General features: G+C 68.4%; 20 protein-coding genes. 8 read left to right on the top strand and 12 right to left on the bottom strand.

From position 1 onward, the window contains the following. The first annotated feature begins 48 nt into the window (after positions 1-48). The 3 genes from H0X90_RS08830 (at position 49) to H0X90_RS08820 (ending at position 4,771) form a co-directional block, all read left to right on the top strand. Positions 49-483, top strand: coding sequence for a hypothetical protein (locus tag H0X90_RS08830; protein WP_006486003.1), 435 nt, complete (start codon positions 49-51; stop codon positions 481-483). Between the two features lie 413 nt (positions 484-896). Next, entirely contained in the window at positions 897-3,491 is a 2,595-nt protein-coding gene (gene mprF / locus H0X90_RS08825; protein WP_048988129.1) for a bifunctional lysylphosphatidylglycerol flippase/synthetase MprF, read from the top strand. After that, entirely contained in the window at positions 3,488-4,771 is a 1,284-nt protein-coding gene (locus H0X90_RS08820; RefSeq protein ID WP_077189399.1) for a virulence factor family protein, read from the top strand. The genes mprF and H0X90_RS08820 overlap by 4 nt, the downstream gene beginning before the upstream one ends. Positions 4,772-4,854: 83 nt before the next feature. Here H0X90_RS08820 and H0X90_RS08815 read toward each other — a convergent pair whose 3' ends face one another. The 6 genes from H0X90_RS08815 to uxuA all read right to left on the bottom strand — a co-directional run bounded on the left by H0X90_RS08815 (position 4,855) and on the right by uxuA (position 11,763). After that, positions 4,855-5,292: a DUF934 domain-containing protein gene (locus tag H0X90_RS08815; RefSeq protein WP_006486022.1), complete on the bottom strand. Its 438-nt coding sequence runs from the start codon at positions 5,290-5,292 to the stop codon at positions 4,855-4,857. Further along, complete coding sequence (locus H0X90_RS08810) at positions 5,289-7,073, bottom strand: nitrite/sulfite reductase (protein WP_048988134.1); 1,785 nt, start codon at positions 7,071-7,073, stop codon at positions 5,289-5,291. Before H0X90_RS08810 ends, H0X90_RS08815 begins: the two co-directional genes overlap by 4 nt. Positions 7,074-7,268: 195 nt before the next feature. Then, positions 7,269-7,658: a hypothetical protein gene (locus tag H0X90_RS08805; RefSeq protein ID WP_006486014.1), complete on the bottom strand. Its 390-nt coding sequence runs from the start codon at positions 7,656-7,658 to the stop codon at positions 7,269-7,271. Between the two features lie 97 nt (positions 7,659-7,755). Continuing rightward, the gene (locus tag H0X90_RS08800) at positions 7,756-9,189 is read right to left on the bottom strand and encodes a PLP-dependent aminotransferase family protein (protein WP_006486002.1); all 1,434 of its coding nucleotides are present in this window, start codon (positions 9,187-9,189) and stop codon (positions 7,756-7,758) included. 129 nt (positions 9,190-9,318) lie between these two features. Beyond that, on the bottom strand, positions 9,319-10,629 hold the full coding sequence (locus H0X90_RS08795) for an MFS transporter (protein ID WP_006485998.1): 1,311 nt from the start codon (positions 10,627-10,629) through the stop codon (positions 9,319-9,321). A 72-nt stretch (positions 10,630-10,701) separates the two neighbouring features. Beyond that, positions 10,702-11,763 (bottom strand): mannonate dehydratase, encoded by a 1,062-nt coding sequence (gene uxuA, locus H0X90_RS08790; protein ID WP_006486021.1) that lies wholly within the window; start codon positions 11,761-11,763, stop codon positions 10,702-10,704. A 266-nt stretch (positions 11,764-12,029) separates the two neighbouring features. Here uxuA and H0X90_RS08785 point away from each other — a divergent pair, with 266 nt between their 5' ends. The 3 genes from H0X90_RS08785 (at position 12,030) to H0X90_RS08775 (ending at position 15,834) form a co-directional block, all read left to right on the top strand. Further along, the gene (locus H0X90_RS08785) at positions 12,030-12,752 is read left to right on the top strand and encodes a FadR/GntR family transcriptional regulator (RefSeq protein ID WP_006486005.1); all 723 of its coding nucleotides are present in this window, start codon (positions 12,030-12,032) and stop codon (positions 12,750-12,752) included. A gap of 182 nt (positions 12,753-12,934) precedes the next feature. Beyond that, entirely contained in the window at positions 12,935-14,065 is a 1,131-nt protein-coding gene (locus tag H0X90_RS08780) for a PotD/PotF family extracellular solute-binding protein (protein ID WP_077189400.1), read from the top strand. Further along, complete coding sequence (locus tag H0X90_RS08775; protein WP_077189401.1) at positions 14,062-15,834, top strand: GGDEF domain-containing protein; 1,773 nt, start codon at positions 14,062-14,064, stop codon at positions 15,832-15,834. Before H0X90_RS08780 ends, H0X90_RS08775 begins: the two co-directional genes overlap by 4 nt. 84 nt (positions 15,835-15,918) lie before the next feature. On the opposite strand, the gene H0X90_RS08770 is transcribed toward H0X90_RS08775, so the two are convergent. From H0X90_RS08770 to H0X90_RS08760, 3 genes are all read right to left on the bottom strand, one after another. Then, complete coding sequence (locus tag H0X90_RS08770; RefSeq protein ID WP_077189435.1) at positions 15,919-16,218, bottom strand: DUF4148 domain-containing protein; 300 nt, start codon at positions 16,216-16,218, stop codon at positions 15,919-15,921. A 276-nt stretch (positions 16,219-16,494) separates the two neighbouring features. After that, a complete protein-coding gene (locus tag H0X90_RS08765; protein WP_006478949.1) occupies positions 16,495-16,752 on the bottom strand; it encodes a hypothetical protein in 258 nt (85 codons plus the stop codon). Positions 16,753-17,175: 423 nt separating this feature from the next. After that, positions 17,176-18,042 carry a sulfite exporter TauE/SafE family protein gene (locus H0X90_RS08760; protein WP_171984137.1) on the bottom strand — a complete coding sequence of 289 codons (867 nt, stop codon included), beginning with the start codon at positions 18,040-18,042 and terminating at the stop codon, positions 17,176-17,178. A gap of 321 nt (positions 18,043-18,363) precedes the next feature. Between H0X90_RS08760 and H0X90_RS08755 the strand changes: the two genes are divergently transcribed. Both H0X90_RS08755 and H0X90_RS08750 read left to right on the top strand, forming a co-directional pair. After that, positions 18,364-19,260: a LysR family transcriptional regulator gene (locus H0X90_RS08755; protein ID WP_059720814.1), complete on the top strand. Its 897-nt coding sequence runs from the start codon at positions 18,364-18,366 to the stop codon at positions 19,258-19,260. Positions 19,261-19,378: 118 nt separating this feature from the next. Continuing rightward, positions 19,379-20,011, top strand: coding sequence for a LysE family translocator (locus H0X90_RS08750; protein ID WP_077189403.1), 633 nt, complete (start codon positions 19,379-19,381; stop codon positions 20,009-20,011). Positions 20,012-20,029: 18 nt separating this feature from the next. Here the strand turns inward: H0X90_RS08750 and yddG are convergent, their stop codons facing one another. From yddG to H0X90_RS08735, 3 genes are all read right to left on the bottom strand, one after another. Next, positions 20,030-20,971, bottom strand: a complete 942-nt coding sequence (gene yddG, locus H0X90_RS08745; protein WP_139352369.1) for an aromatic amino acid DMT transporter YddG — start codon at positions 20,969-20,971, stop codon at positions 20,030-20,032. Between the two features lie 14 nt (positions 20,972-20,985). Beyond that, a complete protein-coding gene (locus H0X90_RS08740; protein WP_196438138.1) occupies positions 20,986-21,240 on the bottom strand; it encodes an aldehyde dehydrogenase family protein in 255 nt (84 codons plus the stop codon). A 289-nt stretch (positions 21,241-21,529) separates the two neighbouring features. After that, positions 21,530-23,215 (bottom strand): metallophosphoesterase family protein, encoded by a 1,686-nt coding sequence (locus H0X90_RS08735; RefSeq protein WP_077189405.1) that lies wholly within the window; start codon positions 23,213-23,215, stop codon positions 21,530-21,532. Positions 23,216-23,469 lie beyond the last annotated feature (254 nt).

The raw sequence follows: 23,469 nt of genomic DNA, 5'->3' as shown, positions 1-23,469 counted from the left end.
CGCCGGCGCATGATGGCGACTCCCGCCACGACGCCATGGAGTTGCGTGATGACCGGATTTCCGCATTTTTCGATTCGAACCGGCGTGATTGCCGCAGCGTTGGCGGCCGCCGCGATTTCCAGCGCACCGGCCGTCGGCCAGACGTCGACGGTGCCGGCAGGATCGGCCGTCGCGACGCCCGACAACGCGGTCCTGCTGACCGTTTTCCTGAAACACGACGAATCGCGGCCGCTCGCCGAGCTGAATGCGCAGCTTGCGAAGCAGGGGTTCTACAAGGCGTTTCCGCCGCCGGGCGTCGAGGTGGTGAGCTGGACGGTGACGATGGGAATCGGGCAGATCGTCGTGCTGCGATTGCCGGCGGCGCGGCTGCGCGAGGTCAATCGCGTGCTGGAGGATACGGCGTGGGGGGTGTACCGGACGGAGTTCTATCCGACTTACGATTACAAGGCGATCGGGTTGGGGGAGCACGAGCGGGCGAAGTAAGGGAGGCCGGACGTTTCTGCGCGCACGCGGAGGTCCGAATCAATCTGCCCCCATTCCGGGAAAGCCTCGCGACACGACGCTTTCGTCCTCTTCGGCTGGCGTCGTGCCGGCAGATTCCTCCCAAATGCATCGCAAGTCATTCATCCGATGAAAAAACCGCCCCGGTTCCCGGTATGATGCGCACCTTGCGTTCGTAGGACGCACGGTTTCTTTATGCGTTTTGATGCGAGAGACACCACAAATCCGCACAAAGCCGACGTGAAAGATTCTGTAATATTAATTCCGTATACTCGTAAGTTCTGATCCAGGCGCCACGAGCCCGTCTTCGGCCGGCCGCCCATGCAGAACAACCAGATACGTCGCCGCCGGCCAACCCGCGCCGCGACACGCTATGCACCACCACTGAACACGTTATGTCTTCCCGCCACTCTGGTTCGCCCGGCCGTGCCGCGGCGGTGATCGCCCGTGCCCGGGCGCTGATCCGCAACGAGCGCGTGCTGTCGCCGCTGCTCGCGCTCGGCATCGGCCTGCTGCTGATCGTGGTTTTCCAGCATCTGTCGGAATCCGTCGACTACCGGTCGGTGATCCGCCAGTTGCGTCACATGTCCGTCGCCGAGTGGGGCGCGTCGCTGGCCGCGACGGCCCTCAGCTATCTCGCGCTCGTCGCCCGCGATGCGGTCGGCCTGCGCTATGTCGCGGCCAAGGTGCCGCGCGTCGCGCTGTGGATCGGCGCGATTGCCGGTTCCGCGCTCGGCAATGCGACCGGCTTCGGCGCGTTGACGGGCGGCGCGGTGCGTGCGCGCGTGTACGGTGTGTCGGGCGTCACGCCGGCCCAGATCGGGCGGATGACGGTGTTCACCAGCGGCACGCTGGCGCTCGCGATGGTGTTGATGACGGCGGTCGGCATGGTCTGCGTGCCGGAGGCGCTCGCCGCGATGCTGCACGTCGGGCCCGGCGTGCTCACGTGGACGGGCGCCGCGTTGCTCGTCGCGCTCGCCGCGCTGGTCGCGCTGTGCGGCAACACCGCGCGCCCGGTCGTCACGCGCTTCAAATGGCTGTCGTTCGACGTGCCGGCGCGGCGCGATCTCGTCGCGCAGGTCGTCTATGCGGTGCTCGACGTGGTGGCCGCGGGCCTGACGCTGTGGGTGTTGCTGCCGGCAGCGCCGGTCGGCTTCCCGACCTTCATTACCGTTTATGCGGCCGCGTTGCTGCTCGGGATGATCGGCCATACGCCGGGCGGGATCGGCGTGTTCGAGGCGGCGATGGTCTTCACGCTCGGTCGCGAAGTGCCCGCGCACGCGATGGTCGCCGCGCTGATCGCGTATCGCGCGATCTATTTCGGCGTGCCGCTCGTGCTGTCGGCCGGCCTGCTGGCCGGCTTCGAGGGCCGCGCGCTGCGGCGCCGGCTCGTGACGCGGCAGGCCGTGCGCGTGTCGCAGCTCGCGCCGGTGTTCCTGAGCCTCGTGACGTTCGCGGTCGGCGGGATGCTGGTGATCTCGAGCGCGACGCCCGCGTTCTGGCACCGGATCGCGATCCTGCGCCACATCGTGCCGCTGTGGGTGCTCGAAGGCTCGCAGGTGATCTGCAGCGTGCTCGGCGTCGCGCTGCTGTTCGTCGCGCGCGGGCTGTTGCGCCGGCTCGACGGTGCGTGGTGGATGACCTTCGCGTTGACGCTCGCGAGCCTCGCGCTGTCGCTGGCCAAGGGCCTCGCGTTCGTCGAGGCCGGCGTGCTCGGCACGCTGCTCGTGCTTTTGCTCGTCAGCCGCCGCCGCTTCAATCGTCATTCGTCGCTGCTGGCCGAGCGCTTCACCGTCAGCTGGTTCGTGTCGGTCGCGATGGTGCTGATGCTGGCCGTGTGGGTGCTGTTCTTCGCGTTCCGCGACGTGCCTTACACGCGCGAGCTGTGGTCGCATTTCTCGTTCGACGCGCGTGCGCCGCGGGCGCTGCGCGCGACGCTCGCGTCCGGCGTGTTCGTTGCGCTGTTCGCGCTGTGGCAATTGCTGCGCCCGGCGCCCGGCCGATTCGTGAAGCCCGCGGAGCAGGATCTGGTCGACGCGGAGCAGATCATCCGCGCGCAGGAATGCAGCGATGCGGGCCTGGCGTTGATGGGCGACAAGTCGTTCCTGTTCTCGGAGTCGCGGCGCGCGTTCCTGATGTACGCGAAGAACGGCCGCACGTGGGCCGCGCTGCACGACCCGGTCGGGCCGCGTGAAGAGTGGCCGGCGCTGATCAGCAAGTTCATTGCGCTCGCGCATGCGCACAGCGGCCGCGCGGCGTTCTACCAGGTGCGCGCGAACGCGCTGCCGCTGTATCTCGACGCGGGGCTCACGCTGATGAAGCTGGGCGAGGAAGCGCACATCGCGCTCGACCAGTTCGACCTGAAGGGATCGAACCGTTCGCATCTGCGCTATGCGCTGCGGCGCGGCGACAAGGATGCGCTGACGGTCGAGGTGATCGCGCCGGGCGACGTGCCGGCCGCGCTGCCGGCGCTGCGCGGCATCTCGGACGGCTGGCTCGACAGCCGCGATGCGCGCGAAAAGAGCTTCTCGGTGGCCGCGTTCCACGACGGCTATCTCGCGACGCAGTCGGTGATGCTGGTGCGGCAGGCCGACAAGCCGATCGCGTTCGTCACGTTCATGACGACCGACCTCAACACCGAGGCGACGGTCGGCGTGATGCGCCATCTGCCGGAGGCTTCGCCGTACGCGATGGAGTATCTGTTTACGCAGCTCGCGCTGCATCTGAAGGAAGCGGGGTTCCGCAAGCTGAGCCTGGGTATCGCGCCGTTCTCGGGGATGGGGGCGGCGAAGATGCCGTCGCCGTTCCACCGGCTCGGCCTGATGGTCTGGCGCTTCGGCGGCCGCTTCTACAACTTCCGCGGCTTGCGCGCTTTCAAGAGCAAGTTCGAACCGCACTGGGAGCCGCGTTATCTCGCGGCCTCGGGCTCGGTCGGCGTGTTCGTCACGCTGGCGGATCTGTCATTGCTGGCTGGAGGTCGGCGTTCATGATGTCGAAGAAGGGTATCGCGCGGGCGGCAGCCGCCTGCGCGGGAATGATGCTGGCCGGCGCCGCGTGCGCCACGCAGCCGGCCGCGGTGAAAGCCGAAACCGTGTCCGGCGGCCGCTACGGGCCCGTGACCGTGACCAGGCCGAGCGGGCCGCTGCGCGGGTTCGTCGTGCTGTTCTCGCGTGAGGGCGGCTGGCGGGCCGCCGATCAGCAGGCGGCCGACGCGCTCGCGAAAGCCGGGGCGATGACGGTCGGCGTCGATTCCGCGCGTTACGCGGCGAATCTCGCCGCGAAGCAGGAGACTTGCCACCACCTCGACGGCGACGCCGAGGCGGTCAGCCATCAGCTCGAACGTCTCGCGCAGTCGTCGCGCTATTTCACGCCGATCGTCGCGGGCGTGGGTCAGGGCGGCGCGATCGCCAAGCAGATCCTCGCGATGGCGCCGGAGAACACGATCGCCGGCGTCGTCGCGGTCGGTCCGGCCGCGAAGCTCGATCCGCGCTTCAAGCCGTGCCCGCCCGATCCGACGATCGTGCGACGCGCGATGCCGGGCTTCGTCGAAACGGCTGCCGCGGGCGACACCGCGAAGCTCGTGTCGCTCGTCACGCCGCACCTGCGCGACACCACCGGCAGCAACGACGAGCTCGACGTCTCCGACCTGCCGCTCGTCGAGCTGCCGGCCAAGGGTGGCAGCGACCGGCTCGCGATCGTGATTTCGGGCGACGGCGGCTGGCGCGATCTCGACAAGACGATCGCCGAGGCGCTGCAGCGCGACGGCGTGTCGGTGGTCGGCATCGACAGCCTGCGTTATTTCTGGAGCGAGAAGCCGCCCGCGCAGGTGAGCCGCGATCTGGCCCGCGTGATGCGCACCTACATGGCACGCTGGCATGCCGGCCGCGTGGCGCTGGTCGGCTACTCGTTCGGCGCGGACGTGATGCCGTTCGCGTACAACCGGCTGCCGGCCGACCTGCGCGACAAGGTCGCGGTGGTGTCGCTGCTCGGCTTCGCGCCGTCGGCCGATTTCCAGATCCGCGTGACGGGCTGGCTCGGCATGCCCGCGAGCGACAAGGCGCTGAAGGTCGCGCCGGAAATCGCGAAGGTACCGCCGACGCTCGTGCAGTGCTTCTACGGTGCGGAAGAGACGGACACGATGTGTCCGGCGCTCGCGAACACGGGCGCCGACGTGATCAGGACGCAGGGCGATCATCACTTCGGCCGCGATTACATCGCGCTCGAGAAGAAGATCCTCGGCGGGTTCGGCAAGCCGGTGGCGGCGCGCTGAACATCGGCCGGCGCCCGCGTGACGGCAGGCACCGGCCGGTTTGCTTCCGGTTCATCGGACGGGCGGCCAGCGAGCCGCCCGTTTCATTTTCCGGGCTGCGCCGCCGCGTCCCGCGGCGGCATGACCGTTCGCGCATCGCGCTGATAGAAGCCCGGAAACCGGTCGAGCTGTCGCCGTGCGACCGCGAGATCGGCGGCGTCGCCGAGCACCGCGCTCGAAAACCCCGTGCGTTCCATCAGCAGCAACTGGTCGACCAGTACGTCGCCGGTCGCGCGCAGGTCGCCGGCGAAGCCGTAGCGCTTGCGCAGCAGGTAGGCCTGGCTGTATGCGCGGCCGTCGGTGAACGACGGAAACTGCAGGTCGATGCGCGTGGCATGCGCGATGCGTGCGGCCAGCGGCGGCAGTTCCTCGTCGTTGCCGATCGTCAGTGTCGTCGCGTCGTGCTGCTGCGTGTCGTCTGCGTGCTCGGCCGGCGTCAGCAGCCGGATGCGTGCGGATGGGTTCGAGGTCTCGTGCTTCATGCCGGCTCTTCCTGATGACGTGCGGCGTTCGCGGCGGCCTTGAACGGTTCCGTGCCGATGCGGCGCACCGTGTCGACGAATCGTTCGCCGCGACCGTTCGCGTCGATGCGCGCGTCGAGATAGGCGTTGATGATCGCGTCGACGACATCGACGATCTCGTCCGCCGAAAACGACGGGCCGATCACCTTGCCCGGCCGCGCGGGGCCGCTCGCGCTCGAGCCGTCCGAGCCGCCGAGCGTGACCTGGTACCACTCCGCGCCGTCCTTGTCGACGCCGAGGATGCCGAGGTGGCCGCTGTGATGATGGCCGCACGAGTTGATGCAGCCGCTGATGTGCAGGTCGATGTCGCCGACGTCGTGCAGCAGGTCGAGATCGTCGAAGCGCTCGGCGATCGCGTCGGCGACCGGAATCGAGCGCGCGTTCGCGAGCGCGCAGAAATCGCCGCCCGGGCACGCGATCATGTCGGTCAGCAGCCCGACGTTCGCGCTCGCGAGCCCGATCGCGCGGGCGTTTTCCCACAGCAGGAACAGGTCGTCGACGTGCACCCACGGCAGCACGACGTTCTGCGTGTGCGTGACGCGGGCCTCGCCGGCCGAGAAGCGGTCGGCGAGCTCGGCGAGCGCGTCGAGCTGCTCCGGCGACGCATCGCCCGGTGCCTGCAGGCGGCGCTTGAACGACAGCGTGACGATGCGCAGCGCCGGGTCGCGGTGGTCGGCGACGTTGCGGGCGAGCCAGCGCGCGAACGCCGGATGACGGCTCGCCTGCGCGGCGACGCGCGCATTCGCGTCGGCGAGGTCGAGCGTGCGCGGCTTCAACCGCGGCGGCACGAACGACGCGGCGACGCGCTCGAATTCGGCCTGCGGGATCGTGTGCGGGCCGCCGTCGAGGTCGACGATCTGGCGGAACTCTTCCTCGACGTCGTCGATGTAGCGTTGCCCTTCGGTCTTCACGAGGATCTTGATCCGCGCCTTGTACTTGTTGTCGCGCCGCCCGTAGCGGTTGTACACGCGGACGATCGCCTCGATGTAGTTCATCACGTGCTGCCACGGCAGGAACGCGCGCAGCAGCGTCGCGATCATCGGCGTGCGGCCCATCCCGCCGCCGACGCTCACCCGAAAGCCGAGCGCGCCCGCGTCGTCGCGCACGAGCTTCAGCCCGACGTCGTGCCAGTCGGTCGCCGCGCGGTCCTCGGTCGCACCGGTGATCGCGATCTTGAACTTGCGCGGCAGGAACGCGAATTCGGGGTGCAGCGTCGTCCATTGACGCATCACCTCGGCGAACGGGCGCGGATCCGCGATCTCGTCCGGCGCGACGCCCGCGCGTTCGTCGCACGAAATGTTGCGGATGCAGTTGCCGCTGGTCTGGATGCCGTGCATGTCGACGGTCGCGAGCAGATCCATCACGTCGGCCGCCTTCGCGAGCGGAATCCAGTTGAACTGCACGTTGGTGCGGGTCGTGAAGTGCGCGCTGCGGGTCGGCAGGCGCAACGTGCCGAGCAAGGCCTGCGCGTCGCACGCGGCGCGGTAGGTGGCGTCGTCGGGCACGTCGTAATCGCGCGCGATCCGCGCAAGCACGCGAAGCTGCGCGCTGGACAGCTCGCCGTACGGCACCGCGACGCGCAGCATCGGCGCGTGGCGCTGCACGTACCAGCCGTTCTGCAGGCGCAGCGGCCGGAACGCATCCTCGCCGAGGGTGCCTTGCTGCCAGCGTTCGAGCTGGTCGCGGAACTGGGCGGCGCGGCTGCGCACGAGCGCCCGGTCGAAATCGGTATATCGATACATGACGTGATACGCGAGAGGCGCCGCGGCGCAGGGCGCGCGGCGCGGCAGGGCGTTGCGACGGATGTCAGGCAACGGAAGACAGCGTAGGGAACGCGGTGCGGCGGGACAAGCAGCAGATCGGGACGGAAAAGGCGCAGCAGATGGCCGGCGGGGCGCCGGCGCAGGCCGGGCATGCGTGCATGCCCGTGAGCGCGGTCATGCGTCGACGACGAGCGCCGGATCGAGCGCGCGGATGCGCTGGTCGATGAAGTAGCCGCCGCCTTCCTGGTAGCGCAGGAACAGGCGGCCGCACGGGCGGCAGCGGCTGACGGTGCAGCGGTTGTACGGGAAATGGCGCGGCGCGATCGGCGCGTCGTCCGATGCATAGTGCGTGCCGGCCGGATGATATTCCGCGTAGGTCGGCTCGGCATCGCCCGGCGGCATGAGCGTGGCCACTTCGAGCAGTTGCGTGTCCGGCAGCGACAGCGGCAGGGTCGTCCAGCCGGCGAGCGAGGTCTTGGTGCACGTGCACGGCTGCGTGACGTGCGCCGCTTCGGCCGTCAGTGTCAGCAGCGCGTCGTGATCGAGGTAAGGCAGTGGGCTCATGGGCAATCGTGAAGGGGCGGCAGGACCTGCAATGTAACCCGCGCGCGGATCGGCTGCATGGCCGCGACACCGGCAGCGCGGCGCGCTCCCTGCGCGCTCAGCCGGCCTTGCGGACCGACGGCTGCGCGACCAGTTCGCCGAGCACGCGGATCGCGCGCTCGATGTCGCGGCTCCACGGATGGCCGAAGTTCACGCGCACGCAGCGCTCGAAGCCGTGCGCGGCCGAAAACAGCGGACCCGGCGCGAAGCTGATGCCGCGTGCGATCGCCTCGCGATGCAGCGCCATCGCGTCGATCGCGTCGGGAAACGCGAGCCACAGGAAATACCCGCCTTCCGGCCGCACCCACTCGACGTCGGCCGGCAGCCAGCGCCGCAGCGCGTCGTCCATCCGGTCGAGCTGCGCGTGCAGCGCGCCGCGCAGCACGCGCAGGTGCCGGTCGTAGCCGCCGTGCTCGAGATAGTTCGCGATGCCGGCCTGCGCGGGAATGCTGGCCGACAGCGTCGTCATCAGCTTGAGCCGCTGCACTTTCTCCGCGAACCGGCCGGCGGCGGCCCAGCCGATCCGGTAGCCGGGCGCGAGCGTCTTCGAGAACGAGCTGCAGTGCATCACGAGGCCGTGACGGTCGAATGCGCGCGCGGGCAGCGGATAGTCCGGGCCGAAATGCAGTTCGCCGTAGACGTCGTCCTCGATCAGCGGCACGTTGCGCGCCGCGAGCAATTCGACGAGCGCGCGCTTTTTGTCGACGGTCAGCGTGACGCCGGTCGGATTCTGGAAATTGGTCATGAACCAGCACGCGCGGATGTCGTGCCGGTCGAGCGCGTTCGCGAGCGCGGCGAGGTCGAGGCCGGTGCGCGGATCGACGGGAATCTCGACCGCGCGCAGGTCGAGCCGCTCGATCGCCTGCAGCGCCGCGTAGAAACCGGGCGCTTCGACGGCGACGACGTCGCCCGGCCGCGTGACGGCCATCAGGCACAGGTTCAGCGCTTCGAGTGCGCCGTTCGTGACGACGAGTTCGTCGATCGGCTGCGAGATGCCGGTGGCGAGATAGCGCCGCACGATCTGCTGGCGCAGCGCCTCGTTGCCGGGCGGCAGGTCGACGACCGTGCTCCACGGGCTCACGAGCCGCGTGGCCTGCGCGAGCGACTTCGCCAGACGCGGCAGCGGAAACAGCTGCGGCGCCGGGAACGCGGAACCGAGCGGCACGATGCCGGGCTGCGTGGCCGCATCGAGCACGGAGAACACGAGATTGCTGATGTCGACCTTGCGGGTTGCGTCGGTGCGGCGCGTACGGCGTTTCGTCGCCGGGCTCGCAGCCGGCTGCGCGCCCGGCGCGACGTAGTAGCCCGAGCGTTCGCGCGCGCGGATCAGCCCCCACTGTTCGAGCAGGTAATACGCGCGAAATACCGTCGACTGGCTCACGCCATGCTGCGCGATGATCTGTCGCAACGACGGCAGGCGCGTGCCGACGGCGAGGTTGCCGTTGCGGATGTCGTCGGCGATCGTATGGGCGAGGGTTTCGTAGCGTTTCATCGGCGTGGGCGGAGCGCTGCGTCGCCGCACGCGGGCCGGAGCGGCGCCGCGCCGGCGGGCGCGGCTCATTGTCCGATGCGCGGCCCGAAAAGGAAAGCGCGGGTGTTTCGGCCGCGCCGTCCCGCCGCGTCACGCCGCGTTCGGCTCGACATTCCGCCCGCTGCCGCCGCGACGCAGCGGCGGCAACGGCTCGACCTTGCCGACCACGAACAGGTACGACAACGCCCCGACCACGCACAGCGCGCCGGCCACCGCGAGCGGCACCACGAACGAGCCTTTCGTGATCGACAGCATCACGCCGGTGAAGGTCGTGATGAAGATGCCCGCGAGATTGCCCGCGAAGTTCTGGATGCCGCCGAGCGACGCGACGTGCGCGGGCGTCGGCGCGACTTCGCCGACGAGCGTCCATACGTTGGCGCCGGCGAACGACAGGCTGGCATATGCGAGTGCGAACAGGCCGAGGCAGGCCCACACGTTTTCGACGAACGCGGACAGCGCGATCGACGACGACAGCAGCATGCCGAGCACGAGACAGGTCTTGCGCGCGGCGGTGGCGCTCCAGCCGCGGCGGAACAGGCTGTCCGACACGTAGCCGCCGAGCCAGCCGCCGGGAATCGCGAGCAGCGCGGGCAGCATGCCCCACGTGCCGAGCGACGCGAGCGAGAAGCCGCGCGACTGCAGCAGGTAGCTCGGGAACCACGTGATGAAGAAATAGATCGCGAAGTTCAGGCAGAACAGGCCGATCATCATCCCCCACACGGTGCGGTAGCGGAACAGGTCGAGCCACGACACCGTCGGGCCGTCGGTTGCGGCCGCAACCGTCGGCGCGCCGCGTTGCGCGAGCAGCGCATCGACGGCGTCCGGCGCGATCGCGCGATAGCGTTCCGGGTCGCGATAGACGAACCACCACGCCAGCGCCCACACGATGCCGATGCCGCCCGTGATCACGAACGACCCGCGCCAGCCGACGAGCGAGATCAGCCACGCGACGAGCGGCAGCGACAGCGCGGAGCCGACGCGCGAGCCGCTGTCGAAGATGCTGCTGGCGAGGCCGCGCTCGCTGCGCGGGAACCAGTTGAACGCGACCTTCGCGAACGACGGGATCGCGGCCGCTTCGCCGACGCCGAGCATCAGCCGCACGCCGACCAGTTGCGCGAGGCCGCGCGCGGCGCCGGTCGCGACGGTGAACACCGACCACCAGCCGACGGCCAGCGCGAGGCTCACGCGCACGCCGACCTTGTCGATGAACCAGCCGGCCGGTAACTGCAGGAACGCATAGGTCCAGAAGAACGCGCTCAGCACGAGCCCCATGCCGACCGCGTCGAGCCCGAGGTCGGCACGGATGCTGGGCGCCGCGATCGCGAGGTTCGCGCGGTCGATGAAGTTGATGACGTTGGCCAGAAAGCACATCAGGATCATGGCCCATCGGATGCGTGGCATGGCGGTGTCTCCGCGCGGAATGTCGTGGCGGGCGACCGGCGATCCGCTGCGCCGGCCGCCTCGAAAGGCGAATTACTGCGACGCTTGCGGCGCGCGGTCGAACTTCGCCAGCGCTTCCCACAGGCCGTTCAGGTAGACCGCGCCGAGCGCGCGGTCGTAGAGGCCGTAGCCGGGCTTGCCCGTCTCGCCCCAGATCATGCGGCCGTGGTCGGGGCGCACGTAGCCGGTGAAACCGGTGTCGTGGTACGCCTTCACGATCGCGGCGATGTCGAGCGAGCCGCAGCTCGACAGATGCGCGGTTTCCTCGAAATCGCCGTTCGCGTCGACCTTCACGTTGCGGATGTGCGCGAAATGGATGCGGCCCATCGCGCCGAACTCGCGCACGAGCGCTTCGACGTCGTTTTCGGGGCCGGCGCCGAGCGAGCCCGAGCACAGCGTCAACCCGTTCGCGGGTGAGTCGACGAGGCGCACGATCCGCGCGAGATCGTCGCGGTTCTTCACGATGCGCGGCAACCCGAAGATCGGGCGCGGCGGATCGTCGGGGTGGATCGCCATCTTCACGCCGGCTTCCTCGGCGACCGGAATGATCGCCTTCAGGAAGTATTCGAGGTTGGCCCACAGCGCGTTCTCGTCGACGTCGCGGTAGTCGGCGAGCAGCGCCTGCAACTGTTCGGGCCGGTAGCTGGAATCCCAGCCGGGCAGCGCGATGCCGTCGTTCGGATCGATCCGGTCGACCGCATCGGTGCTGAACGCGAGGCAGGTCGAGCCGTCGTCGAGCGTCTTCGACAGCTCGGTGCGCGTCCAGTCGAACACGGGCATGAAGTTGTAGCAGACGACGCGGATCCCGGCCGCGCCGAGATGGCGGATGGTCTGCCGGTAGTGGTCGATCAGGCGGTCGCGGCCCGGCTTGCCGAGCTTGATGTCCTCGTGCACCGGCACCGATTCGACGACGTCGAACTGCAGGCCGGCGCGTTCGATCGTCGCCTTCAGCGCTTCGATCTTGTGCGCGGGCCAGACTTCGCCCACCGGTTCGTCGTAGATCGCGGACACGATGTGCGTGACGCCGGGGATCTGGCGGATGTATTGCAGCGAGACCGGATCGGACTCGCCGTACCAACGGAAAGACATCTTCACTAGAGCGGCTCCTGGCTGGCGGTTCATGCGTTGGACGAGCGGGGCGGCAGCGTGCCGGCCGTCGTCGGTGTGCGGATTATGATTGGTATGCCAGTTTTGAGGGATAGTGGTTTACCAGTTGTTCTGGCAAGCGTCGGCCTGCGTGACGTTTCCGAAAGCGTCAGGCGAGGCCGGCCAACGGGCGAGCCGGGGTGTCGCCAAATTGGTGTACCATTTTGACGATCCGGCGCCGCAGCGGCGCCCGCCAGCCTGTTGCGAGCCTTCCGATGACCGATCTTTCCAGCCTGCCCGCCAGCCGCGACACCGATGCCGCGGACCGCTCCTATATCGGCCTTGCGCGGCAGATTCACGCGATGGTGGCCGCCGGCGCGTTCGAAGCCGGTGCGCGGCTGCCGTCGGAACGCAGCCTGGCCGACCAGTTCGGCGTAAGCCGCACGCAGGTGCGCGAGGCGATCATCGCGCTCGAGGTGCAGGGGATCGTCGAGGTGCGGATCGGCTCGGGCATCTACGTGTCGGCGGCCGATGCCGCGCGGCCGGTGACGTTCGAAGTCCCGCGCGGCCCCGGGCCGATCGAGACGCTGCGCGCGCGCGGGCTGATCGAGGCGGAAGTCGCGGCGCTCGCGGCGACCGAACGCAAGGATGCCGATCTCGACCGCCTGTTTTTCTCGTTGACGACGATGCGCGAGCAGATGAACGACAAGGCCGCCTACGACGCGGCCGATCGCCAGTTCCACTTGCGAATCGCGGAATCGACCGGCAACACGGTGCTGCTGCACATGGTCACGGCGATGTGGGATTGCGCGCGCAGCGATCCGCTGTGGGACAAGATCGAGGAGCACTTTCACTCGACCGCGCTGCGCGAAGCGTCGCAGGAAGATCACCAGCGGATCTTCGCGGCGATCATGGCGCGCGACGCGGACGGTGCGCGCGACGCGATGCGCGCGCACCTGTCGCGCGTGATCGCGGAATTCACGCAGGCCTGGCGCTGACGTTCGTCTTCGCGTATCCGCGCATGCGTGCATTCGCGCCGCGATGCAGGCCCCGGTAACTGCGTCGCATTCAGCCGCAAGGCCAATGAATATGCGCCGTGTGCGGCTTGTTCCGATTGCGTGACCCTGCGTTTTATGGTCTCGTTGCGGGATATCGCATCGACTCGAAAAAGGACAGTCGAATGCAGCCGGGCGATTCACGCGGGGTCCGATTGATCAGGGGAATCGGCGCAGGCACGCGCGCGCGCCGCGCCGTGCGTACGCTGCTTGTCATATTGACGGTAGGCTTACTGGCGCCCGTCCCGCCGGCCGTCGCCGCCTCTCCCGAAACCGTCAACGACAACGTGCTGCGCGTGCTGGCGTGGCCCGGTTATGCGGACAGCGATATCGTCAGCGCATTCGAGGCGCAGTTTCATGTGCGTGTGGAAGTGACGCTGGTCGATTCCGACGAAGCGTTGTGGACGCGGTTGCACAGCGCATCGCCGCCGCCGTACGACGTGCTGGCCGCGAACACGGCCGAGATCCAGCGCTATGCGCATGAGCACCTGCTCGCGCCGGTCGACCTGTCGCGCATCCCGAACCGGCGGCGGCAGTTGCCGAATTTCCAGCAGCTCGCGATGATCGGCGGCCTCGTGCAGGACGGCGCGTCCTACGCAGTCCCGTTCACCTATTCGTCGATGGGGCTGATCTACGACCGCAAGCAGGTGCCGGCCGCGCCGCGCTCGATGCGCGAACTGTGGAATCCGCGCTATCGCGGCAAGGTGCTCGACTTCAACAGCGCGCAGCACAATTTCTCGTTCACGGCGCTGGCGCTCGGCTATCCCGATCCGTTCCGTCTGTCGCCCGCGCAGACGCTTGCCGTCGCGCGCAAGCTGATCGACCTGCGCCGCAACCTGCTGACCTACTACACGCTTCCGGAAGAGGCGACCGCGCTGTTCGTCCAGCATCGCGCGGCGCTGATGTTCGGCAACTACGGCACGCAGCAGGTCGAGCAGTTGCGCCGCGCCGGCGCGGACGTCGGCTACGTGATCCCGGACGAAGGCGCGCTCGCGTGGCTCGACTGCTGGGCCGTCACGCGCGGCGCGCTGCGTCCCGAGCTCGCGTTCGCGTGGATCAACTACATGCTCGAACCGGCGATCGGCGCGCTGCTGACCGAGCGCCAGGGGCTCGCGAACACGCTCGAGCCGCCGCGCGGCCTCGACACCGGGCACGAGCATCTCGTATGGCTTCAGCCCGTGGAGGACATCGCGCGCCGCGAATCGATGTGGGGCCGCATCGTGTCGGGCGACCGGCCGGAGCGGTTCGGAAAATGATCCGGCTCGGGCTCACGTCGAAGCTGTCGGTGCTGTTCGCGTGCATTGGCGTGATCGCGTCCGGCACGACCGGCTACTACGCGTATCGCGCCAACCGCGCGATGCTCGTGCAGGAGGCGCAGCACAGTCTGCTGATGTCGACGCAACTGCTCGGGCAGCGCTTCACGACCGCGCTCGCCGACGTCGCCGACGATGCGCTCGTGCTCGCGCAGTTGCCGTCGTCCGCGTTCGTCGCGGGCGCCGACCATCCGGACGACGCGCGCCGCATGCGGCTCGAACAGGTGTATTACAGCTTCATGCGGAATCACGCGGAATACCTGCAGATCCGTCTGATCGCGCGCGGGCATTTCGGGATCGAACGCATTCGCCTCGATCGCGATGCGCGCGGCATCGTCGTGCTGCCCGAACGCGAATTCCAGGAGAAAGGGCAGTTCTCCTATGTATTCGATACGCTCGCGACGGCGCCTGGCCACATCTACCTGTCGCCGATCGTGGTCAATCACGAGACGGGCTCGCACGCGGCGGAGGGGCTGCCGATCCTGCGCGTGGGCACGCCGGTGGTCGACGCAGCGGGCCAGACGGTCGGCGCGCTCGTCGTCGACGTCGAGTTGTCGCGCGTGTTCGACCGGCTCGAACGCGATTTGCCGGACGACTATGCGGTCTATCTCGCGAACGAGTGGGGCGATTTTCTCGTGCATCCCGATCCGGAACAGACGTTCGGCTTCGATCGCGGCCGGCGCGTGCTGATGCAGGATCGCTTTGCCGTCACGCGCGCGCTGTTCGACAGCGGACGCATGAACGTGACGCTCAATGGCCTTGCGCAGCCCGATGCGGCGCCCGGCCAGATGTTCGCGTTCGTCCGCACGCCGTTCGGGCACGACGAAGGCAACCGCTTCGTCGTGCTGGGGATGGGCCGGCCGCTCGCCGACGTGCTCGCGCCGGCCGGCATGCTGGGCGAACGGATCGTCAGGATGGTGCTCGTATCGAGCCTGCTGGCGGTCATCCTCGCGATCCTGTTCGCGCGGGCGATCACGCGGCCGTTGCAGACGCTCGCGCGCGCCGCCACGCACGTGTTCGACGATCCGGCCGCCGAACGGCTGCCGGTTGCGCGGGCCGACGAGATCGGCGTGCTCGCGCGCTGTTTCGACAGCATGCGCGTCGAGATTCGCACACAGGTCGCGATGCTGCGCGCGAAGCAGCAGGAGCTCACGCACCTCGCCGGCCACGATCCGCTGACGGGCCTGCCGAACCGCCTGCTGTTCATGGAGCATCTCGATGCCGCGATCCGGCATGCGGCCGCGGTGCGCGAGGGGCTGGCGGTGATGTTCGTCGATCTCGACCGCTTCAAGCAGATCAACGACCAGCACGGGCATTCGGTTGGCGACCGTACGCTCGTTGCAGTCGCGAAGCGGTTGAGCCAGGTGCTGCGCAGCGGCGACATGGTGGCGCGGCTGGGCGGCGACGAATTCATCGTGCTGATGTCGGATGTGCATTCGCCGGCGGTGATCGGCGATGTCGCGTCGCGCATCCAGATCGTGATGGCCGAGGCGCTCGAGTTCGACGAAGGGCGCATGGCCGTCGGCGCGAGCATCGGCGTCAGCGAGTTTCCGGCGGATGGCGCGTCGGCCGAGGAGTTGCTCGTCAAGGCCGACGCGGCGATGTACGCGGCGAAGGCGTCCCCGCAGTGCGTGTGCGTGCGCTACCAGGATCTGGTGCGCAGCGGCGCACCCGACGAGACTGGCCGCGTCGCATCCGGCGGCAGCCGCTGACCGCGGGCCGAAACGCGACGAGCCCGTCGCGGGACGGGCTCGTCGCATGGGCGGGCTGCAGGTGCGAGGCGCGCAGCGGCAGGCTTAGTGGCCGAAGTAGACCGAGTCGCGCGGGTTCTGCGCGCGGACGACCGGTGCGCCGCCCTCGACGGTCGCGGTCGGTTGCGAGCCGGCGCCGCTGTTGTCGATGCCGTGCACGCGGGCTTGCGCGGCCTGGATGTCGGCCGGGTAGTACGGGCTCGACTGGCTGGGCTTGTAGCCCGCGTTTTCGAGCTGGACCAGTTCGTTGCGCACCTGGGCGCGGGTCACGGTGCTTTGGGCGAATGCGCCGAACGACGCGGACAGGGCGGCGGCGGCAACGACTGCGGAAACGAGCGATTTCATGATGACCTCCGATGTTTGTTGGCTTTCCGCGTTCGACACCATGTCGTCAGCGGTTGATTACATCGTAGGCGTCGCTTCACCTAGGGTAAACGCGAGTTTGAGTGAAAGATCGTTGCGCTCGAGGTAATAATTTCGAGACGAACGTCTTCCGTCCCCATTCGGTATTGCGGGGATTGCAAGCAATGGGCGGGAGCGTGAACAGGGGGGCGCGCACGGACATGCGCGCGGCGGCAAGGGCCGCCGAATATCGCGCGTCGAAGCGGCGGGGCTGCCGGATCAGACCCCGTCGTCGTCGATTTCCTTGCGCTCGCGGCGTTCTTCGTTGCCGCGCCGCGCGCGCAGGCGCTGGCGGGACAGGACGGCGATCACCTGCTGGGTCGGCGCGCCGGACGGCAGCTCGTTGCGGATGCGGTCGGGGACCATCGGCAGGCCGGCGCGCTGCCGGCGCAGCGCCTTGGCGATTGCCCGGCGGCATTCGTCGCCGTGGCAATCCCATTCATCGCGGATTCTCTGGCAATAACGGCATTGTTCCATCCGACTAGTCTAACGCGTCTTCGGGAATGGAGCAGGGCGCGGGGCCGGACGGGCTGCGTGCCGGGCGGCGGCGATGGCCGACGGCTCGGAGGCGGGCGATGGCAGGCTGAATCGGACTGCGAATCAAATCGACCGGAACCGTTCATCGACACGACGGTTTCGCGTCCTGCTCCAGACGGATTCCTTGCGCGCGGACGGGGCCGCCGCGCGTCAGCGGAGCGACCAGATGCCCCAGATCGCGATCAACAGGCCAAGGCCCAATCCGCAGCCCAGCAATACATACGTTTCCATTTCTTGCCTCTGGCGACATGGCCATGCTGACATCGGTATCAGCGTACGCGCAGCAAAGCCGGCCGCGTATCGTCCGCGCTGTCGGTCGGAGCGATACGCCGGGTGGTCTGCGCATACTACGCGTGGCAGCTTTCAGAACGCATGCGCGATCGACGGCTTGGTCGCGTGCACGCCACCCGTCTGGGCCGTGGCCGATCCGCCGTGCCGAAATACGCCCGACTTCCAGATCATCTGCGCCGCCGCGACGAGCACGAACAGCAGGACGACCGTCCTGAAGATCCGGGGCGACATCTTGTCCCGCAGCGGGCGAACCAGCCACATGCCGGCAATCGCCGGCAGGCTGGCGACCGCCGAGATCGCGAGGTCGGCGCCGCTCGCGTGCGCCGCGCCGCTGAACGTCGTGATCAGCGTGACGATCGACACCACGAGGATGATCGCGATCTGCTTCGTGAATACGCGCCCGGTCGCGCCCGACGAAATCAGGTAGGTGGCGAGCAGCGGGCCGGGCACCGATGCGATGCTTTCCATCAGCGCCGCACCGAAGCCGAGCGCGAAACCGACGGGCTTTTGCCACGCTTGCGGCAGGTCGAGCTTCGGTGCCGCGAGCATCAGTGTCGCGGCCACGATCAGCAGCGCGCCGGAGGCGGCCTGTGCGTGACCGGGATTGAGGGACAGCAGGATCGCCACGCCGACGACATTGCCGATCACGGTGCCGGCGATCGGGGCCGCGATCTTGCGTGCCGTCGCGAGCACCTGGCCACCTTCCAGCGCCTGCGGGATGTTGCCGAGGATGATCGGCATCGACAGCAGCAGCACCGCATGCCGGATCGGCAGGAACTGGCTGAGGATCGGCATCGCGATCAGCGGCACGCCGATGCCGGTGATGCCCTTGGCCATCCCGCCGAGCAGCAGCGCGACGGCGATGCCGGCCAGTTCGAACGCCGTGAGCCCCTGCAGGCTGGACACCAGCACCCCTTCAGTCAGATTGAAATGCATCATGGAATGGCATGTCGCGGCGTAGCCGGCAGCGAGCGTCGTCGACGGCGCCCGTGGCGGTCGCGTGCATCGTGCACGCAAGGTGTTCGGGATCGGTGCGAACCTGATCGGCCGGTTGTGCGGCCCGGCCCGTCGTGCAGCGTGATGCGCCTGCATCGACGCGGCGGTTCGATCACGCATCTTACCCGAGCGTTGCATCCGGCATTCGGCTCGCGGATGGCGCGGTGCGCGTGTCGGCTGCATGACCGTCGCACCGGTTCAATATAATTCAAGTGAATCGGCCGTCTCATGCGCGGCATACATACCTTCGAACGAGGAAATCCGATGACGCTCGCCCAGTTGCAGGCCCTCGCTGCCGTGGTCGAACTCGGCTCGCTGACGGCCGCGGCAGACCGGCTCAGCCGCAGTCAATCCGCGATCAGCCATGCGCTGACGGAGCTGGAGGATCTCACGCAGGTCAAGCTGCTCTGGCGCGACCGGCAGCCGGTCGTGCTGACGGCGGCCGGCGAACGCCTGTGGCCGTATGTCCAGAGCGTGGTGCGGGAAGCGCAGATGCTGCGCCAGCAGTTCAGCCTGTCGCGCGGCAAGCTCGAAGGGAAGCTGGTGGTTGCGTCGCTGCCGAGCGTGTCGCTGGCGTTCGTCGTTCCCGCCATCGAGGCGTTGAAGGAGATGCACCCGGGCGTATCGGCGGTGCTGCTCGAAGGCACGGACAGCGAAGTCGAAGGGTGGCTCGACGACGGCACGGCCGACGTCGGCGTGGTGGCCGGCACGAAGACGTTCGCGCACCACCTGCCGCTGCTCGACGAGGATTTCGTCGCGGTGGCGGCCGACGACATGTTCGCCGGCCGCAAGAGCGTGTCGGCCCGGCAACTGGCCGCGGCGCCGTTCATTTTCTCGAAGGCGGGATGCGGGCCGGTGATCGCGGATTACTTCGCGCGCGGCGGCGCGCCGCTTCGGGCCGCATTCAACGTGGTCGAGATGCGCACGATCCTGTCGATGGCGGAGGCCGGCATGGGCGTGTCGATCGTGCCGCGCATCACGCTCACGTACACGCCGTTCGGCGGGCGCGTGCTGGCGCTGTCGCCACGGCTGCATCGCTCCGTGCGACTGGCGTGGAATACCGCCGGCAACGCGGTCACCGACGCGTTCGTGCGGCTCGTCGATGCGCAACGTGCGAAGGCGGAAAAGACGGTCCGTACCCGTGCGAAAAAGGGCAGATAGCGAGCAGCGGGCACGATGAACGGCGCTCATGGGGCGCTTGCAGTTTATTCACGATGGCAAAGGTCAACATGCAATATATTGTTCTGACATCGTGATCGTTGCCCTGAAGGAGTGCGCCTTGCCAGCCTTGCCCACCCTGTTTGCGTTCGGACTCGTGTCGCTCGGCATGGTGCTGACGCCCGGGCCGAACATGATCTATCTGGTTTCGCGCTCGATCTGCCAGGGCCGCCGCGCCGGCCTGGTGTCGCTCGGCGGCGTCGCGCTGGGATTCGTGTTCTACATGGTGTGCGCGGCCGTGGGCATCACCGCGCTGGTGATGGCCGTGCCGTATGCGTACGATGCGCTGCGCGTTGCCGGCGCGCTGTATCTGGCGTACCTGGCGTGGCAGGCGCTGAAGCCGGGCGGGCGCTCCGCGTTCCAGGTCCGGCAGTTGCCGCACGACAGCCGCGCGAGGCTGTTCACGATGGGCTTCGTCACGAACCTCGCGAACCCGAAGATCGCGGTGATGTATCTGTCGTTGCTGCCGCAGTTCATCGTGCCGGGGCACGGCAGCGTGTTCGCGCAATCGCTGGCGCTCGGCTGCGTGCAGATCGCGGTGAGCGTCAGCGTCAACGCGCTGATCGCGTGCGCGGCGGGTTCGATCGCGGGTTTTCTCGCGGGGCGGCCGCTCTGGACGGCGGTTCAGCGCTGGCTGATGGGGACGGTGCTGGCCGGGCTGGCCGTGCGGATCGCGCTGGAATCGCAAAGTTGACGATGGCACCGGGCCTCGTCACCCGTGGCAGCTACCGTCGGCCTCGTTGACGATCCGCACGGGCCTGGCCTTGTCACGGCGGCTGCGCGTCGCGAGCCAGCACAGGATCGAGCCGCCGCACACCATCGACGCGCCTTGCCAGAACTCGGCCGACAGCGGCGCGTGCAGCAGCGTGGCGGCGACGGCGGCGGCGAGCACCGGCGTGAAATACGACGCGCCGACGATGACCGTCACGTTGCCGTGCATGATGCCGGTGTTCCAGGCCGCATAGCCGAAGCCGAGCGCCGACGCCGCCAGCACGAGATACCCGACCGCGTGCAAACTGAACGTCATGCCGCCGCCGCCTTCGATCGCGAACTTGATCCAGAGCACCGCGGCGACCAGCATGAAGAACGGCGTGACGCCGTTCTTGCCGTCGGCGATGCGCGCGGTGACCGTGCAATAGCCGGCCCAGATCAGCGCGCCGACGAACGCCAGCCCGTAGCTGAGCGGATTGTCCGCGACGTTGCGCAGCATGCCGGCCGGATCGAGCCCCTGGTCGCCGCCGAGCACCCGGCCGATGCCGAGCATCGACAGCAGGACGCCGGGCACGACCAGCAGATTCGCGCGCTGCTGGTTGAACGCGATGGCGGCGACCAGCGTGAGACTCGGCCACAGATAGTTGACCATTGCGACTTCGATCGCCTGCCGACCGTTGCTCGCATAACCGATCGACAGCGACAGGCACAGCTCGTACGACACGAACAGCAGCCCGCCCCACAGCAGGTAGTTTTTCGGGAATCGGCTCAGGTCGGGGAAGCCGATCGAGAACAGCAGAAGCACGGACGCCACCGTATAGATCATCGCCGCGCCGCCGGTCGCGCCGAGGCTTTCGCTGACGCCGCGAACGAGCGCGACCACCGAGGCCCATAACAGCACCGCACCGAGCCCGATGAGCGTTGCCTTGTTCTTGCGTTTCATGCTTGCTGCCTGTTTCAACATGCCAATTCGATTTCGGATGACGCGACGGCGCGGGCAGTGCCCGCCATGCTCCGGAACGCGCCGTCGACGATCGGCTGCGCGACCGCGTCGAGATCGGGCGCATCGGGCAGCACGAGCGCCGGATTCTTGCCGCCGCACTCTAGCACGATGCGCTTCAGGTCGAATTCGGCCGAGTACTCGAGGAATTGCCGCCGGGGTCCGCCGGGTCGGCGAAGCTCACCGTGTCGACGTCCGCGTGCCGGCTTCACGAAACCACCAAGAGAGGGCCGCCTTGTCATCCGGCACGACGGTTTCGAGCCGCCGTCGCGCGGCGGGCATCGGGTCCTCGTGTTCGGCACCAACCGCGACACGGGCGACTGGCTGTTCCACAACCCGTCCGGGTTCGACGTGCGCACGCAGCAAAACGTGGCGATGCCGCGCGCGATGTTCGACCGGTACTTCGCGAATCGCGGCATCCTGATCGCCCCGTCACGTTGCGTGCGCAACGAGCCGGGCGATCGAAGCGTCAGACGCCCGACGCAGCGGGCGCCCGTCCGGTCACCGCTCGCGCCGCTTCTTGCTCAGTTCGATCGTCTCGAACAGCTCGTACTGCGCGGTCGGGTGCTGGTCGGCGCCCGGCGCGTGGTAGTAGCGCATCGTGATCGTCGTGTGGCCGCCCGGCTTGCCCGGATCGTGGTCGAACACCGCGATCCCGTAGCCGGTGCCCGTGTCGCGGCGTGCGGACCAGATCGCATCCTCGAGCGCATCGGCCGGCTGGCGCACGAACGTGTTCGGCGCGGTGCCGGGCACCGGCCGGTTCGGCTTCGTGAACACCTTCGCCTGCGCAAAGCCGGTCGACGGGTTTTCGCCGTACACGTCGAGCGGCGCGCTGGTGCCGCCGCCGCCGAGGATCAGGTGGATCGTGCCGTGGCTCGTGTCGAACGTCGTCCGGTTCGGATCGTTCGAGCCGACCGGGCGCGGCTGCAGCGTTTCGACCACTTCGCCGGTTTTCGCGTCGACGCCCGCGCGGTGATTGCAGCCGCGCACCGGATAGCTGCGCTCGTAGTCGTGATCGTGGCCGCACAGCACGAGATCGACGCCGTAACGATCGAACAGCGGCAGCCACGCTTCGCGAATGCCCTTGTCGGACCCGTTGCCCGTCTTCGACGAACTGAGCGCGTCCTGGTGCATCTGCACGACGATCCAGTCGATATCGTCGTCATGCGCGGCGTGACGCAGCGTACGTTCGAGCCAGCGCGTCTGCTCGCCGTTGCTGTAGCCGCGCACGTAGAACGACGTGCCGGGCTCGATCGGCGGGCGGCCGGTGCTCGCGGCCGGCACGAGCGGCGCGGGGCCGCCGACGAACGCGGCGGCGTCCTGGTACACGACGTCGTCGGCGTCGAGCGACACGAACAGCACGGAGCTCACACGGAAGCTGTACCAGCGGCCGGGGAAATGCGTGCCGTTCTCCGGCAGCGTATAGCGGGCGAGATACGAGTCGAGCCCCTGCGGACCGTTGTTGAACTCGATCTCGTGATTGCCGGGGCATGGCATCCACGGGCGATTCGCGGCCGACGTCTGGTTGTTGTTGCCGAAATCGCGCCACACCTCGGGCTGGTGCGCGGGGTTCAGGTTCGCGTAGCAGAGGTCGCCGTTCAGCAGGTGGAACAGCGGCTGGAACTGCTCGACGGCCTGCACCGCGAAGCGGCTTTGCGGCGACGACAGCACCCACGCGCCGTTGGGCGTCGCGAGATCGCCGTAGCTCGTGAAACGGAACGGCGCCCGGCCGCGCGGCGCGGTCGAAAAGTGCGCGGAGAACGGCTGTGCCGCATTGCCGTCGTTGTCGGCCGTGATCTCGTAGCGGTAGCGCGTATCCGGCTTCAGCCCGTGCACGCGCGCGTGGTACGCGAACACGGTCTCGCCGTTCAGGCCGTCGGTGTACAGGCGCTGGACGCCATGCACGGTGCGCGCCGGCTCGCCGTCGGCGACGATGCGTGCGCGCGGATTGACGGCCGGTGCGAGCGACGCCCACGAGATCACGACTTCGGACGTCGGGTCGTTGCCCCACGTCAGGTGAACCTGCTCGGGCGTGCCGTCCGGGTTCGACGCGGCGGCGCGGGCCGCCGCGAGCCCGCCGGCGGCGGTGGCGAGGCCGGAGACGCCGGCGAGTTTCAGGAAGCCGCGACGCGACACGGAGGCGGCCGGCTCGTTCGGCTGGTCAGGGAGAGTGTCCTGGTTCGACATGGTCGGTGTTTTTCGTTGATGGGGCGCGAGACGCGGAACCGCGCGGCCATGCGCGAGCACGGCCGGGGCGTGGGCCGGAAACGAGCGGGATCCCGGTCGCATGCATTGTCGAAGGGCAGTTTTGCCGCGTTGTGACAGTGCCGCGACCCTGCGCCTGCGGCCGCCGATGTGCAGAGGCGCGCGTCGTGGCCGCCGGTCCGCTCCCGCGCCCGTTCAGTTTCTCCGAAATTTATTTGCCGATACCGCGACGGATT

The organism is Burkholderia sp. 9775_39 (assembly GCF_015712225.1).
In the GTDB taxonomy this organism is placed as follows: domain Bacteria; phylum Pseudomonadota; class Gammaproteobacteria; order Burkholderiales; family Burkholderiaceae; genus Burkholderia; species Burkholderia cenocepacia.
The sequence above is the reverse complement of the archived record's forward strand: the minus strand, read 5'-3'. Positions and strand labels throughout refer to the sequence as shown.